13 protein-coding genes and 2 pseudogenes are annotated in these 14,295 nt (G+C 60.5%); 9 read left to right on the forward strand and 6 right to left on the reverse strand.

Annotated features, from left to right (window positions below; genetic code table 11):
* Positions 1-14 precede the first annotated feature (14 nt).
* Together OC71_RS24495 and OC71_RS24500 are read left to right on the forward strand one after the other, a co-directional pair.
* Positions 15-1,037 (forward strand): annotated as a pseudogene (locus OC71_RS24495) (chitinase); the annotation flags it as partial.
* A 131-nt stretch (positions 1,038-1,168) separates the two neighbouring features.
* Positions 1,169-1,759, forward strand: a complete 591-nt coding sequence (locus OC71_RS24500) for an NUDIX domain-containing protein (RefSeq protein ID WP_041074245.1) — start codon at positions 1,169-1,171, stop codon at positions 1,757-1,759.
* Between the two features lie 128 nt (positions 1,760-1,887).
* Here the strand turns inward: OC71_RS24500 and OC71_RS24505 are convergent, their stop codons facing one another.
* Positions 1,888-2,403 (reverse strand): methylated-DNA--[protein]-cysteine S-methyltransferase, encoded by a 516-nt coding sequence (locus tag OC71_RS24505; protein WP_041074247.1) that lies wholly within the window; start codon positions 2,401-2,403, stop codon positions 1,888-1,890.
* 150 nt (positions 2,404-2,553) lie between these two features.
* Between OC71_RS24505 and ggt the strand changes: the two genes are divergently transcribed.
* Together ggt and OC71_RS24515 are read left to right on the forward strand one after the other, a co-directional pair.
* Positions 2,554-4,281, forward strand: coding sequence for a gamma-glutamyltransferase (gene ggt / locus OC71_RS24510; RefSeq protein WP_041074249.1), 1,728 nt, complete (start codon positions 2,554-2,556; stop codon positions 4,279-4,281).
* A gap of 66 nt (positions 4,282-4,347) precedes the next feature.
* Entirely contained in the window at positions 4,348-4,881 is a 534-nt protein-coding gene (locus OC71_RS24515) for a cysteine hydrolase family protein (protein WP_041074251.1), read from the forward strand.
* Between the two features lie 286 nt (positions 4,882-5,167).
* Here the strand turns inward: OC71_RS24515 and OC71_RS24520 are convergent, their stop codons facing one another.
* On the reverse strand, positions 5,168-5,809 hold the full coding sequence (locus tag OC71_RS24520) for a TetR/AcrR family transcriptional regulator (protein WP_041074253.1): 642 nt from the start codon (positions 5,807-5,809) through the stop codon (positions 5,168-5,170).
* 142 nt (positions 5,810-5,951) lie between these two features.
* On the opposite strand from OC71_RS24520, the gene OC71_RS24525 reads away from it, so the two are divergent.
* Positions 5,952-6,410, forward strand: a complete 459-nt coding sequence (locus OC71_RS24525; RefSeq protein WP_041074255.1) for a GNAT family N-acetyltransferase — start codon at positions 5,952-5,954, stop codon at positions 6,408-6,410.
* A gap of 6 nt (positions 6,411-6,416) precedes the next feature.
* Here the strand turns inward: OC71_RS24525 and OC71_RS24530 are convergent, their stop codons facing one another.
* A complete protein-coding gene (locus tag OC71_RS24530) occupies positions 6,417-6,719 on the reverse strand; it encodes a hypothetical protein (RefSeq protein WP_041074257.1) in 303 nt (100 codons plus the stop codon).
* Between the two features lie 157 nt (positions 6,720-6,876).
* Between OC71_RS24530 and OC71_RS24535 the strand changes: the two genes are divergently transcribed.
* Positions 6,877-8,322, forward strand: coding sequence for a SulP family inorganic anion transporter (locus OC71_RS24535; RefSeq protein WP_041074259.1), 1,446 nt, complete (start codon positions 6,877-6,879; stop codon positions 8,320-8,322).
* A 106-nt stretch (positions 8,323-8,428) separates the two neighbouring features.
* Here OC71_RS24535 and OC71_RS24540 read toward each other — a convergent pair whose 3' ends face one another.
* Entirely contained in the window at positions 8,429-9,322 is an 894-nt protein-coding gene (locus OC71_RS24540) for a DMT family transporter (RefSeq protein ID WP_041074261.1), read from the reverse strand.
* 89 nt (positions 9,323-9,411) lie between these two features.
* On the opposite strand from OC71_RS24540, the gene OC71_RS24545 reads away from it, so the two are divergent.
* Both OC71_RS24545 and OC71_RS24550 read left to right on the forward strand, forming a co-directional pair.
* The gene (locus tag OC71_RS24545; protein WP_041074263.1) at positions 9,412-10,743 is read left to right on the forward strand and encodes a PLP-dependent aminotransferase family protein; all 1,332 of its coding nucleotides are present in this window, start codon (positions 9,412-9,414) and stop codon (positions 10,741-10,743) included.
* A gap of 161 nt (positions 10,744-10,904) precedes the next feature.
* Positions 10,905-11,291 carry a cytochrome c family protein gene (locus OC71_RS24550; RefSeq protein ID WP_041074265.1) on the forward strand — a complete coding sequence of 129 codons (387 nt, stop codon included), beginning with the start codon at positions 10,905-10,907 and terminating at the stop codon, positions 11,289-11,291.
* Between the two features lie 14 nt (positions 11,292-11,305).
* On the opposite strand, the pseudogene OC71_RS28595 reads toward OC71_RS24550, so the two are convergent.
* Positions 11,306-11,428, reverse strand: a pseudogene (locus OC71_RS28595) (LysR family transcriptional regulator); the annotation flags it as partial.
* A 206-nt stretch (positions 11,429-11,634) separates the two neighbouring features.
* Between OC71_RS28595 and OC71_RS28295 the strand changes: the two are divergent.
* Positions 11,635-12,330 (forward strand): hypothetical protein, encoded by a 696-nt coding sequence (locus tag OC71_RS28295; RefSeq protein ID WP_041074271.1) that lies wholly within the window; start codon positions 11,635-11,637, stop codon positions 12,328-12,330.
* A 40-nt stretch (positions 12,331-12,370) separates the two neighbouring features.
* On the opposite strand, the gene OC71_RS24560 is transcribed toward OC71_RS28295, so the two are convergent.
* A complete protein-coding gene (locus OC71_RS24560) occupies positions 12,371-14,014 on the reverse strand; it encodes a diguanylate cyclase (protein ID WP_041074267.1) in 1,644 nt (547 codons plus the stop codon).
* Positions 14,015-14,295: the final 281 nt, after the last annotated feature.

Below are 14,295 nucleotides of genomic sequence, written 5' to 3' on the forward strand. Positions count from 1 at the left end.
TGAAGGATTAGAACATGTCAAATATCGACTTTTCGTTAATGCACAGTCAGGCCGCCGACGCTGCCTCGCTGATGCCAAGCATCGCCGGCAAGAAAATTCTCATGGGTTTCTGGCACAACTGGCCAGCCGGTCCGAGTGACGGCTACCGCCAGGGTCGCTTTGCCGAGATCGCTCTGGAGGCGGTGCCCAAGGAGTACAACGTGGTTGCGGTGGCGTTCATGAAGGGCAGCGGGATTCCGACCTTCAAACCGTACAACGTCTCCGATGCCGAGTTCCGGCGCCAGGTCGGCGTGCTCAACAGCCAGGGGCGGGCGGTACTGATCTCCCTGGGCGGCGCCGATGCGCACATCGAATTGCGTGCCGGTCAGGAACAGCCCCTAGCCAATGAAATCATCCGTCTGGTGGAAACCTATGGCTTTGACGGGCTGGACATCGATCTTGAACAGAGCGCGATTGATTTCGCTGCCAACAAGACCGTGTTACCGGCCGCGCTGAAGCTGGTCAAGGATCACTACGCAGGCCAGGGCAAGCATTTCATCATCAGCATGGCCCCGGAGTTTCCGTACCTGACCACCAACGGCAAATACGTCGGTTACCTGCAGGCGCTGGAAGGCTACTACGACTTCATCGCACCGCAGTTCTACAACCAGGGCGGCGACGGGGTCTGGGTGCCGGAAGCCAATAATGGCAATGGCGCGTGGATCGCGCAGAACAACGATGCGCTGAAAGAGGACTTCCTCTATTACCTTACCGAAAGTCTGGTGACCGGTACCCGGGGCTTCACCAGAATCCCGGCGGACAAATTCGTCATCGGCCTGCCGGCCAACGTCGATGCCGCTGCCACCGGTTATGTGATCGACAGCACCGTCGTGGGCAATGCGCTCAAGCGTCTGGCGATCAAGGGGCTGCCGATCAAGGGCCTGATGACCTGGTCGGTGAACTGGGACAACGGCGTCAGCAAGGATCGCCTGCCGTACAACTGGGAGTTCAGCCGGCGTTATGGACCGCTGATTCACAGCGCTCGAACAGCGGCGCAGGAAACGGATGATGCGTTGTCGCGCATCGCCCGTTAATCGCAAGTAAAGAAGCCCGGTAGCGCTGCCGGGCTTTTTTTGCGGGCGCGATTAATCGACTATGGGCGTTTTCCGATGACAAAGGATCAGGCGTCATGATCAAGACAGCCGAGCGGGTCAACATCGTCGACACTCAGGTGTTGTCCCACGACTGGTACCTGTTGAAGAAGATTACCTTTGACTACCTGCGCAACAACGGCGACTGGCAGCGGCAGACGCGCGAGGTCTACGACCGGGGCAATGGTGCGGCGATCCTGTTGTTCAACCGCGAACAGCGCACCGTGGTGCTGACACGCCAATTCCGTTTGCCGGTATTCGTCAACGGCCACGACGGCTTGTTGATCGAAGTGGCGGCAGGTCTGCTGGAAGGTGCGGCACCGGAGCAGCGGATCCGCGACGAGGCCGAAGAGGAAACCGGCTACCGCGTGCACGACGTGAAGAAGGTGTTCGAGGCTTACATGAGCCCCGGTTCGGTGACCGAGAAACTGCACTTTTTCATTGCCGAGTACGACGCGAAATCGAAGGTCAGTGAGGGCGGCGGCCTGGAAGAAGAAACCGAAGAACTGGACGTGCTGGAGTGGCGCTTCGATGAGGCCTTGGCGGCGTTCCACCGTGGTGAGATCTGCGACGCCAAAACCATCATGCTGTTGCAGTATGCGGCGATGAATAACCTGTTCAACCTCTGAACTCAGCGCAAATCCATTGTGGCGAGGGAGCTTGCTCCCGCCGGGCTGCGCAGCAGCCACCGATTTTTGCCAGTGCTGCGCACTGGAGCGGGAGCAAGCTCCCTCGCCACAGATGGGTATTTACAGGGTTAAAACAGGTCGCCTGTTCTACCGACGTCAGACCAGTTACCACCCTCCAGCACCAGCAACCGCTCTTTGGCCTCAAGCCCACCCGCAAATCCGGTCAACTTCCCCGACGCGCCAATCACCCGATGGCACGGCGCCACAATCGAAATCGGATTGCGCCCATTCGCCGCTCCGACCGCACGCACGGCTGTCGGGTGACCGATCTGCTCGGCGATCTGGCTGTAGGTTCGGGTTTCGCCAAACGGAATGGTCAGCAACGCTGCCCAGACCTTTTTCTGAAAATCGGTGCCGACAAAATCCAGCGCCAGGTCGAAGCGATCACGCTTGCCGGCAAAGTATTCTTCAAGCTGCTGTGCGGTTCGTTGCAGCAGCGGATTGTCCGGTGCTGCGCTCATCGGACCAAGACGCACCCGGCCCGGTTTGTCGTTTTCCCAGAGGATGGCCGCCAGTCGTGCGTCGTTCGCAACCAGCTTCAGTTCGCCGACCGGTGAGGGCAGGGTGATGAACGTGTAGGGCATGGGCAGAACTCCGGATCAGCGTGGCGAAGGCGTCCAGCATACTGGCTGATCGGGGAGGCGCAAATCGCAATAGCGACCATACTGCTTGGTGCTTTTGCAGCGTTCCCTTCTGCTCTGCACAGAACCCAAAAACAAAAAAGAGATCGACTCATGAAGTACGAACATTTGGCCAAAACGCTGATCGCGACTTCACTGGCACTGAGCTGCCTGATGGCCCACGCCGCTTCCGTGGCCCCGGTTGCCGCCGAGAACGGCATGGTGGTCACCGCTCAACATCTGGCCTCCCATGTCGGCGTCGAGGTGTTGAAAAGCGGCGGTAACGCGGTGGATGCGGCAGTCGCTGTGGGCTATGCGCTGGCGGTGGTGTATCCCGCGGCAGGCAACCTCGGCGGTGGCGGTTTCATGACCATTCAACTGGCGGACGGGCGCAAGACCTTCCTCGACTTCCGCGAAAAAGCCCCGCTGGCGGCGACCGCCAACATGTACCTGGACAAGGACGGCAACGTCGTCCCGGACCTGAGCACCCGCGGTCACCTCGCCGTGGCGGTGCCCGGCACCGTGTCGGGCATGGAGCTGGCGCTGAGCAAGTACGGGACCAAGCCGCGCAAGGACATGATCGCCCCGGCGATCAAACTGGCGGAAGACGGTTTCGAACTGGAGCAGGGCGACGTCGATTTGCTGGACTACGCCACCGATGTATTCAAGAAGGACATGCGTGATTCCGGCTCGATCTTCCTGCACAACGGCGAACCGATGCAGGTCGGGCAGAAACTGGTGCAGAAGGATCTGGCGAAAACCCTGCGCACCATTTCGGAAAAAGGCGCTGACGGTTTCTATAAGGGCTGGGTGGCCGACGCCATTGTCACCTCCAGTCAGGCCAACAAGGGCATCATCACCCAGGCCGACCTCGACAAATACAAGACCCGCGAACTGGCCCCGGTGGAGTGCGATTACCGCGGCTACCACGTGGTTTCGGCGCCACCGCCAAGCTCCGGCGGGGTGGTGATCTGCGAGATCATGAACATTCTCGAAGGCTATCCGATGAAGGACCTGGGCTTCCATTCGGCCCAGGGCATGCACTACCAGATCGAAGCGATGCGCCATGCCTATGTTGATCGCAACAGCTATCTGGGCGACCCGGATTTTGTGAAGAATCCAATCGAGCATCTGCTGGACAAGAACTACGCGACCAAGCTACGCAACGCTATCCAGCCGCAGAAGGCCGGGATCTCCGCCGAACTGAAACCCGGCGTCGCGCCCCATGAAGGCAACAACACCACGCACTATTCGATCGTCGACAAGTGGGGCAACGCAGTGTCAGTGACCTACACCCTCAACGACTGGTTCGGCGCCGGGGTGATGGCGAGCAAGACCGGGGTGATCCTTAACGACGAAATGGACGACTTCACCTCCAAGGTCGGCGTGCCGAACATGTACGGTCTGGTGCAGGGCGAGGCCAATGCCATCGCTCCGGGCAAAACTCCGCTGTCGTCGATGAGCCCGACCATCGTCACCAAGGACGGCAAAGTGGTGATGGTGGTCGGTACGCCGGGTGGCAGCCGCATCATCACTGCGACCTTGCTGACCATGCTCAACGTCATCGACTATGGCATGGGCCTGCAGGAAGCGGTTGACGCGCCGCGTTTCCACCAGCAATGGATGCCTGAGGAAACCAACCTCGAAGACTTCGCGGCCAGCCCGGATACGAAGAAGCTCCTCGAGAGCTGGGGCCACAAGTTCGCCGGGCCGCAGGACGCCAACCACATCGCCGCGATCCTGGTCGGCGCGCCGTCGCTGGGCGGTAAGCCAGTGGGCAAAAACCGCTTCTACGGGGCCAACGATCCACGACGCAATACCGGATTGTCACTAGGCTACTGACAGGGGTAAAAAGGGGGCGGGCGCTGCTCCGCCCCGGTTTCAACGTTCGATCAAGGAAGGCCCATCATGTCTAGTGCATTGCTGATCATCGACGTCCAACAGGCTCTCTGCTCGGGCCAATATCAGTGCTTCGACATTCGCCGCGTCATCGACACCATCAACCAGCTCAGCACTCGCGCGCGCAAGGCTAGCGTGCCGGTGGTGCTGGTGCAGCATGAAGAAAAGGACAGCCCGCTGGCCCATGGAGCCGAAGGCTGGCAACTCGCCGATGGCCTGCTGACGACAGATCAAGACCTGCGCGTACGCAAAACCACCCCGGATTCGTTCTACCAGACCGAGCTGGGCAAACTGCTACCCGGCGAAGACTTCGAGCGCCTGATCATCTGCGGCCTGCAAACCGACTATTGCGTCAACGCCACCGTGCGCCAGGCCCATCAGTTGGGTTACGACGTCGTCCTCGTGGCAGACGCTCATTCCACTCTCGACAACGGCAACATGAGCGCCGAAGACATCATCGCCGAACACAACAAGGATCTGGCGCACCTGACGGGGGCTACCGGACGCATTGACGTCAAACCCGCAATCGAGGTCATTTTCTGAAGCCCGAAAATACCTCTGTTGTTCTTACTGGCCTCATCGCTGGCAAGCCAGCTCCCACAGGGTTTGGCATGGATCACGAAGTCTTTGAACAACACATATCATTGTGGGAGCTGGCTTGCCAGCGATGGCGGTGGATCTGTTAATGAAGATGCAAGCTGTACCCACCCAATCGCCAGCAGGCTGGCTCCCACAGTGATTGATGGTAATCACCAATCCCCATGTCCAGCGCAAACCTTCTGTGGCGAGCGAGCTTGCTCGCGCCGGGCTGCGCAGCAGCTCTCCCGCTTCAAGTCGCAAACAACACGCCGCGAATCGCCCCGACCCGCGGCGCCTCGACGCCCTCCAGCACCAGCCGCGTAATGGTTCGAGCTGCTATCGCGTAGTCCTCATCCTGGGGGATTTCACGCCCGGTGATGCAGCCCATTTGCCAACCCAGGTTGGTGTAGGTGCGGGTCGCCGACCAGATGAACAGCATCAGGTGTTCCGGGTCTACCCGGGCCAGCAGGCCGCGGTCGATCCAGCTGCGCAAGCAGTCGACGTTGCGCCGGGCTTCGGCGTGCAGCAGGTCGCGGCATTCGGTCGGTAGCTGGCGACCACCCAGCAGCAGCTCGCCGCTGAAAACCCTGGCAATCGCCGGGTGTTCACGGGCGATGCGGATGCGCGCGGCGACGTAGGCGCTCAGGCCGATCATTGGATCATCGCTTTCACGTAACGCCGCCGAGGCTTCCAGCAGCGGTTCGACGAACCCCAGCAGAACCTTGGAGTAAAGGTTTTCTTTGGTCTGGAAGTAGTAATACAGATTGGCCTTGGGCACGCCGGCACGGGCGGCGATGTCGCGGGTCTGAGTGGCGTCGAAGCCGTTGGCGGCAAATTCTTCGCTGGCGGCGGCGAGGATCAGTTGCTCGTTGCGTACGCGGATGGCGCTCATGGGAATGCGGTGTGAATGAATGGCATGGACGAATACTGGCAAATTTGGCTTCGTAATATACAAAACTATATAGCGATGAGGCCAGCTCACTCGTTCGAGAGCGCTATGCTGATTCGATCATCAAAAAGTCGGGGGAGGGAACATGGCCATCAACGCACTGCGCGCTACGGTGACGCACTTGGAGGCTGTAGCAAAGCTGTTCGACGCCTATCGTGGCTTTTATCAGCAACCTTCGAACCTGACGCAATCGCGCGCCTTCATCGCTGAGCGCATGGCTGGCGAAGAATCGGCGATTTTCCTCGCGCAGGATGAACAGGGCGATGCGCTCGGCTTTGTGCAGTTATACCCGACGTTTTCCTCGATCGACGCTCACCGCACCTGGCTGCTCAGCGATTTGTTCACCACGCCCGCAGCCCGTGGTCACGGTGTCGGGCGATTGCTGATGAACACGGCCCGCGACTTTGCCTTGCAGACTGGCGCCAAAGGTCTGGTGCTGGAAACCGCCACCGACAACTTGATGGCGCAGGGTTTGTACGAGTCGCTGGGTTATGTGCGTGATACCGGTTATTACACTTATACGCTCGATCTGCGTCAGGGTTGATCGAGTTCAACACTGCCGCGCCAGCAACCGCTCGATCTGCGCCAGCTCCCAGGTACTCAGCAGGTCGACTGGATTGGTGCCGTAACGCTGCCACGTTGCCAATGTCCCCTCGCGGCCATCCGGGGCGCGGGCCTGTTCACAGTGGTGCAAGCGTCCGCCCTCAAAGTCCAGCAGCAACTGCCAGCCTTCGATATCGACCGCAACCAGTCCGGCATCACCGGGTCTCTCGGATCTGTTGAACATCAGCACACCCAGCGCAGCCTCGCGCAAGCGCTGGCAAACGTCGCGGGCGGTCAGCCATGCAGTCATGGTCATACTCGGAGGAGGCACAAGCGCGTCAGGATAAATCGCACGGCTAACGGTGTCAGCGATCGCTGGCCCGATTCCGAACTATTCCGTAACATCCGCACCCCTCATTTTCGTGAACATCAGCGGCCGCGCTCGTCGGCCGCCAGTCAGGTAAGCCATGAAACCACAACGTCTGCGCGCCGATGTCCTGGCCGGACTCACCACCTCGTTTGCCTTGTTGCCCGAATGCATTGCGTTCGCGCTGGTGGCGCATCTCAATCCACTGATGGGCTTGTACGGCGCCTTTATCATTTGCACGTTGACCGCATTGTTCGGCGGCCGGCCGGGAATGGTCTCCGGAGCGGCGGGTTCGATGGCGGTGGTGATCGTCGCGCTGGTGGTGCAGCACGGCGTGCAATACCTGTTGGCGACCGTGCTGCTCGGTGGCCTGATCATGATGGCGTTCGGCTTGTTGCGCCTGGGCAAACTGGTGCGCATGGTGCCGCATCCGGTGATGCTCGGTTTCGTCAATGGCTTGGCGATCATCATTGCCCTGGCGCAACTGGAGCATTTCAAGAACGGTGAACACTGGCTCAGCGGCACGCCGCTGTACCTGATGACCGGGCTGGTGCTGCTGACCATGGCCATCGTCTACATACTGCCGCGCCTGACCCGCGCGGTGCCGCCGGCATTGGTGGCGATCCTCGGCGTGGGCTTGCTGGTCTACCTGTTCGGCCTGCCGACGCGCACCCTCGGCGACATGGCGCACATCGCCGGCGGTCTGCCGACTTTCGCCTTGCCGGATATCCCATGGAGCCTGGAGACCCTGCGCATCATCGCTCCGTACGCGATTCTGATGGCACTGGTCGGTCTGCTGGAAACCCTGCTGACCCTCAACCTCACTGACGAAATCACCGAAAGCCGAGGCTACCCGGATCGCGAATGTGTCGCGCTGGGGGCGGCGAATATGGTCTCGGGCGCGTTCGGTGGCATGGGCGGTTGCGCGATGATCGGCCAGACCGTGATCAACCTCAGCTCCGGCGGCCGTGGGCGTTTGTCCGGGGTGGTCGCGGGGGTGTTGATTCTGCTGTTCATCCTGTTTCTGTCGCCGCTGATCGAGCGTATTCCGCTGGCGGCACTGGTGGGCGTGATGTTCGTGGTGTCACAGCAGACTTTCGCCTGGGCCTCGTTGCGGGTGTTGAACAAAGTGCCGCTCAACGATGTGCTGGTGATCATCGCCGTGACCAGCATCACCGTGTTCACCGATCTGGCCACTGCCGTGCTCTGCGGAATCATCATCGCCGCGCTGAATTTCGCCTGGCAGCAGGCCCGCGAGCTGTACGCCGATGAACATCTGGAAGCCGACGGCAGCAAACTTTATCGCCTGCACGGCACACTGTTTTTCGCCTCGACCACGCCGTTTCTCAACCAGTTCGACCCGGCCAATGACCCGGCCCGGGTGACGCTGGATTGCCGGCATTTGAGCTTCGTTGACTATTCGGCGATTGCCGCACTGAAGACCTTGCGCGAGCGTTACGCCAAGGCCGGGAAGGAGTTTCAGGTGTTTCATCTGTCCGAGCGCTGCAAGAAACTGCTGAAACGCGCGGGCGTCGAACAGCACTGATCCCCCCTGTAGGAGCTGCCGCAGGCTGCGATCTTTTGATCTTGTCTTTTAAAAGATCAACATCAAAAGATCGCAGCCTGCGGCAGCTCCTACAGAGGCGGTCGGGTTATCTGGCGAATTTCTTTGCCCCGGCCACACACAGAATCACCCCCAGCGTCACCGCCAGCATCCCCACGCTGACCTGCTCATGCAGTAACGTCGCCGCCAGCGCCAGACCGAAAAACGGCTGCAGCAATTGCAACTGACCCACTGCCGCGATTCCGCCCTGGGCCAGGCCGCGATACCAGAACACAAAGCCGATCAGCATGCTGAACAGCGCCACATAGGCCAGGCACAGCCAGGCCGACAGGCTGATGTGGCTGAACGAGGCGGGCGCCAGCCACAGGCTGAGCACCGTCATCACTGGCAGCGACAACACCAGCGCCCAGCAGATAACCTGCCAGCCGCCGAGGACGCGGGACAGCTTCGCGCCTTCGGCATAACCCAGGCCACAGGCCAGAATCGCGGCGAGCATCAGCAGATCACCGGTGGGCGAAGCGGTCAGCCCCTGTGACAGGGCGAAGCCCACGACCAACGCGCTACCGAGAATCGAGAATACCCAGAACACCGGCCGCGGACGTTCGCCGCCACGCAGCACGGCAAAAATCGCCGTCGCCAGTGGCAGCAATCCTACAAACACGATCGAATGCGCCGACGTCACATGTTGCAGCGCCAATGCCGTCAGCAGTGGAAAACCCAGCACCACGCCCAAGGCCACAATCAATAACGACCACCCCTGATCGCGTGTCGGGCGTCGTTCGTGAAACAGCCTCAACAGAATGAGCGCCAACACGCCGGCAATGGCTGCGCGCGCGACGGTGAGGAACACTGGATCGAATTCCAGCACCGCCAGACGCGTCGCAGGTAGCGATCCGCTGAAGATCACCACGCCGATAAAGCCATTGATCCAGCCGCTGGTTTTTTCCAGGGCGGGATTAACCAGGTTCGAAGTCCGTTCCATACAGGTCACGCTCAAAAGGTGAGTTGCTTTCGAGCCATGCTGAGGCTGAGAATCAGCACAATCAAATAATTGTCATGGATACATCCAGCATGCCGCGTTCGCGCTACAAGACGCTCGTTGACGCCTACGCCGCAGACATTCGCGCGGGGCGTCTGGCGCCCGGAACCCGACTGCCCACCCATCGGGAACTGGCAGCGAGTGCGGGGTTGGCGCTGGTCACTGCGTCGCGGGTGTACGCCGAGCTTGAGGCGATGGGACTGGTCAGCGGCGAAACCGGGCGCGGGACGTTCGTGCGCGAAACCTCGTTGTCGACGGGGCAGGGCATCGATCAGAAAGACGTGGCAGTCGGCATGATCGACTTGAATTTCAACTATCCGTCGCTGCCCGGCCAGGCCGATCTGTTGCGCACGGCGTTACGCCAACTGGCCCTGTCCGGTGATCTGGAAGCCTTGCTGCGTTATCAACCCCACGCTGGACGCCAGCATGAGCGCGCTTCCATTGCGCAGCATTTGCAGGCTCGCGGGGTGCAGGTCGAGGCCGGGCAAGTGCTGATCGTCAACGGCGCCCAGCAAGGGTTGGCCGTGACACTGATGGCCTTGCTCAAACCCGGCGATGTGATTGCGGCGGATGCGCTGACCTATTCCGGCTTCAAGGTACTGGCCGAAGCGCTGCATCTGGAAGTGGTGGCGATTCTGCCCGGTGATCACGGGCCGGATCTGGCGGCGCTCGACAAGCTCTGTCGCAGCCGTTCAGTGCGGGCGATCTACAGCATGCCGACCTTGCACAATCCCTTGGGTTGGGTGACGCCGATTGAACAGCGCGAGCAGTTGGTCGCGCTCGCCCGCCGCCATGATCTGACGATCATCGAAGACGCGGCCTACGCTTTTCTGGTGGAAAACCCACCGCGCACCCTGGTCGATCTGGCACCGGAACGCACGGTGTACGTGTCGGGGCTGTCGAAGAATATCGCCACCGGCCTGCGCGTCGGCTTCATTGCCGCGCCGCTGCACACGGTGCCGGCGCTGGAGCGGATCATTCGCGCCACCACTTGGAACACTCCCGGGGTGATGACCGCGATGGCTTGCAGCTGGCTCGATGACGGCACCGTCACCCTGCTGGAACAACAAAAACGCGACGACGCCAAGGCCCGGCAAATGCTCGCCGCCGAGTTGCTGCAAGGGCTGACGTGCATCGGTCATCCAGCTTCATACTTCTTGTGGCTGCCGTTGCCAGAAGATGTGCGCGCCGATCAGATTGTCGTGGAGTTGATGCGCGAGCAGATTTCGGTGACGACTGCCGAGCCGTTCGCGGTGTCGGCGCATGTGCCGCATGCGATTCGGCTGGCGTTGGGGTCGGTGCCGATGGACGTCTTGCGCCAGGCATTGATCACCGTCAGAAAGGTCATCGGCGCTTATCTGTAAAAATACTGACTGTGAAATACACCTGTGGCGAGGGCGCTTGCTCCCGCTGGCCTGCAGCGCAGGCCCATATTGGGGTCGCTACGCAACCCAGCGGGAGCAAGCGCCCTCGCCACAAAATGTTAGCCTTGCCTCGACTGCATCACACCGTTCTGGATCGACTGATGAAAAACACCGCTTCATTTCTTCTCGCCCTGGCCGCAACCGCCGTGCTGTTCAGCTCAACCGCCCGCGCCGCAGGCGATCCGGCAGCCGGCGAGAAGATCTTTCCACGTCTGTGCGGCGGCTGTCATCAAGTTGGCCCGGACGCGCGCCCCGGCTTCGGCCCGCAACTCAACGGTATCATTGGCCGACCGGCCGGGACGTCGGCCAATTACGTGTATTCCGAGGCGATGAAAAACTCCGGCAAGACCTGGGATCGCGACACGCTGACCGCGTATCTGAAAGATCCAAAAGGTGTGGTGCCGGGCACGCGAATGATTTTCTGGGGGCTGAGTGACGAGGAGAAGATCGATAATTTGCTGGCGTATCTGCAGCAGTTCGCCAACTGAAGAGTTTTCTCGAACTGCGCGGCAAACCACTGCATGACCACCGCGCACGTCGCATGCGAAGCCGCCGCCGGTTGCAGGCATAACGCGTAAATTCCGCCCGTCTTCAGCAGTGATCCGAACGGCACCACCAACACGCCCAATGCCAGCTCATCGAGGTTGTGTTCACCGTGGAGGAGCGGCCGGCGGAGATTGCGCGGTTGTGGACCAAGTTGACAACCAATACCTGAGTTCGCTCGTTTGATCCGGGTCAGACACGCAAGCCTGACTCTCCAGCTCATACGGATTCAAGAAATGCAGGTGGCGGGCGATACGACTGTCACCCATGTTCTGGATCCTGCCTGATATGAAGAAGATTCTCGGTATTGTTTGTGCGCTGGCATTGCTCTCTGGTTGCGTGACCAAAAACCTCAGCACTGAAGACCGCCAGCAGATCAAGACCCTGAAGGTGTTGCCGGTGTTTGTTGCGGTCGACAATTTCCAGTACACCAGCATGACTCAGGCATGGGGCGCAGGCCTGGGCGCGGGTGCCGGCGCAGCAACCGGCATGGTGGCCGGTGCATCCTCTGCCGGTACAGCAGCACTGACCGGGGCAGGCTCCGTGGCCGGGACTAAAACGGGCGATGTGCTGACTGGCGATATTTCCCGAGCGATCCAGAACAATATGAAAGCCAACGGTATCGACCTGAGTCAGTTGATCCGCCAGAGTTTCGTCAAACGCATCCAGCAGGAACGAGTCTTCACTGTCGTGGGTGAGGGCGAGCAGGCTGACGCCGAAGTGGAAATCCTCGTGATGCAGTGGGGACTTTCCCTGAAGAACTACAGCACCGTGCTGTACCCGGTTATCGGCGCCAATGCGTCCATCAAGCGCAATGGCTCTGCGGTATGGCGTAACTTCGAAACCATTTCAGTGTTCAACGACGCCAACACCATCGCCTATACACCGGAGCAATATGCGACTGACCCCGAGGCATTGCGCACGGCGTTCACCCATGTTTCCGATCTGGTGATGAAAAAGCTTGTCGATGACTTGAAACCTTGATTTTTCGGCGAGGACAACTCGACTCCTTACACCTCGCTGATCAAGCCACCTGATTACGGCCCGCCGCTTTCGCCTGATACAGCTGCTGATCGGCACGTTTGATCAGCATCGTGTGACTGTTGTCCGCCGGATCGGCCAGCGCGACGCCAATGCTTACCGTGACCTGTCCGATGTTGGGAAAGTGCGCCTGTGCCACGGCAACACGGATCTTTTCGGCTACCACCTCTGGCGTATCAGGCTGGGCAACTTCCGGCAGCAGTACGGCGAACTCCTCGCCGCCGTAACGGGCGACGAAATCGGTGGCGCGCACGCTGACCTGAATGAGTTGCGCCAATTGCTGCAGCACGTCGTCGCCAATCGCATGGCCGTAGGTGTCGTTGATGCGCTTGAAGTGGTCGGCATCAATCAGCAGCAGGGCAAACGGTCGCCCGGTGCGGCGGAACAGCAGGCTGTACTCGCTGAGTTTTTCGTCGAAGCGACGGCGGTTGTAGACGCCGGTCAGGGCATCGTGGGTCGCCAGGTTCAACAGTTCGGCATTGGCCTGCATGAGTGCGGCGGTGCGCTGGGCGACGGTGGCTTCCAGGGAGGCGTTGGCTTCCTGCAGTTCGCGTTCCTTGGCCAGCAGCGACTGGGTCATGGCGTCAATCGACTGCCCTAACTGGGCGATTTCCCGCACCGGGTGTTGCAGCGGGAAGTGTGCGCCTGGCTGCTGGTTCTGCACCTGTTTGGCCGAATGCGCGAGTTGCTCGATGGGCCGGCTCAGGTACTGCGCCAGGTAATACGCCACCAGCCCGAACGCGACGGCGGCGGCCACCCCCAGCAGCAGCAATTTATAGAGCAGCAGGCGTGCCGGTTCCAGCGCGGTGTCCAGTGGCTGGCGCACGGCAATCGACCATGACAGCGCGGTACTCGAAGGCGTCGGTACGGTGACCATGCTGGTCAGGTAACCGTTGCCGACCGACCAGCCCGGCGACTTCGAATCATTCACCGCCAGTTGCTGGCCCATCAGCGCTTCCGGGTACAGCACCTTGCCATCGTGATCAATGATCAGCGCTTCGATATCCGGCGAGGCATTTTTATGCGAGAACGCTGCCGACTCGACGATGCGCGTCACCCAGCTCCAGTGCGCGTGCGCCCCCAGTACGCCAATCACCTGGCCGTCGGCGTTGCGGATCGGGGCGGCGAAATCGATGAAGCGCAGCGGTTCGCCGTTGGGTGTTCCCGGTAGCAGTTTGGCCAGCAACACCGCTTCGTGCGGGTCACCGGTGTACTCGCCCCGCAGACCCGCCTGAAACCATGGGCGTTGCTGCACCGATTGCCCGACCAGCAAATTATTGACCGCTTGATGCACATGGCCCTCGGCATCGGTCACGCCCATCCACGCATACTCGGCACGGGCCTGGGTGCGCAGTTGCATTGACTTGAGAATCGCCGGGTTGTCGAGATCGCCGCGTTCCAGATGCGGCGCACGGCTGAGCAGGTAAACCTCCAGCTGGCGTTCGCGCAACTGGTCACCGAGCAGCGTCGCCGCCGAACGCGCGGTATTGAGCAGGGCACTGCCGCTGGCCTGTTTCATCTGTTCGGTGGCGATATGGCCGACATAGAAGCCGACGCTCACCAGGGTCAGCAGGGACAAACCGGCGAACCAGAGGGTCAGGTGGCTTCGCAGACTGGCTTTGAGCATGGGCAGGCAAATTCTGTTTGGACGTTGTGGCCGCATGGTATGCGCATTAAGCGTCGGGCTGCCAGTCGGTCGCTTCGGATAAGCGCCGTCGGAAGTTTCGCCCATGTTCTACAGGGCAAGATCCGTTCTGACGCTGATTGTTGAAAAGAACCACGCCTGCATACGACAAAATGAAAAAGCCCGGCTGATCAGGCCGGGCTTTCCTTGACTGCTTTAGAACTGATGTTTCAGGCGTTACGGCTTTCGATCAGACGATCCGAACCACCTTCAGCCACACGGCG

The organism is Pseudomonas sp. W15Feb9B, assembly GCF_000828175.1.
Classification (GTDB): domain Bacteria; phylum Pseudomonadota; class Gammaproteobacteria; order Pseudomonadales; family Pseudomonadaceae; genus Aquipseudomonas; species Aquipseudomonas parakoreensis.

Excerpts from the sequence above, each read along its gene's own strand:
- OC71_RS24500 (WP_041074245.1), top strand. The coding sequence starts at position 1,169 with ATGATCAAGACAGCCGAGCGGGTCAACATCGTCGACACTCAGGTGTTG.
- OC71_RS24505 (WP_041074247.1), bottom strand. The coding sequence starts at position 2,403 with ATGCCCTACACGTTCATCACCCTGCCCTCACCGGTCGGCGAACTGAAG.
- ggt (WP_041074249.1), top strand. The coding sequence starts at position 2,554 with ATGAAGTACGAACATTTGGCCAAAACGCTGATCGCGACTTCACTGGCA.
- OC71_RS24515 (WP_041074251.1), top strand. The coding sequence starts at position 4,348 with ATGTCTAGTGCATTGCTGATCATCGACGTCCAACAGGCTCTCTGCTCG.
- OC71_RS24520 (WP_041074253.1), bottom strand. The coding sequence starts at position 5,809 with ATGAGCGCCATCCGCGTACGCAACGAGCAACTGATCCTCGCCGCCGCC.
- OC71_RS24525 (WP_041074255.1), top strand. The coding sequence starts at position 5,952 with ATGGCCATCAACGCACTGCGCGCTACGGTGACGCACTTGGAGGCTGTA.
- OC71_RS24530 (WP_041074257.1), bottom strand. The coding sequence starts at position 6,719 with ATGACTGCATGGCTGACCGCCCGCGACGTTTGCCAGCGCTTGCGCGAG.
- OC71_RS24535 (WP_041074259.1), top strand. The coding sequence starts at position 6,877 with ATGAAACCACAACGTCTGCGCGCCGATGTCCTGGCCGGACTCACCACC.
- OC71_RS24540 (WP_041074261.1), bottom strand. The coding sequence starts at position 9,322 with ATGGAACGGACTTCGAACCTGGTTAATCCCGCCCTGGAAAAAACCAGC.
- OC71_RS24545 (WP_041074263.1), top strand. The coding sequence starts at position 9,412 with ATGCCGCGTTCGCGCTACAAGACGCTCGTTGACGCCTACGCCGCAGAC.
- OC71_RS24550 (WP_041074265.1), top strand. The coding sequence starts at position 10,905 with ATGAAAAACACCGCTTCATTTCTTCTCGCCCTGGCCGCAACCGCCGTG.
- OC71_RS28295 (WP_041074271.1), top strand. The coding sequence starts at position 11,635 with ATGAAGAAGATTCTCGGTATTGTTTGTGCGCTGGCATTGCTCTCTGGT.
- OC71_RS24560 (WP_041074267.1), bottom strand. The coding sequence starts at position 14,014 with ATGCTCAAAGCCAGTCTGCGAAGCCACCTGACCCTCTGGTTCGCCGGT.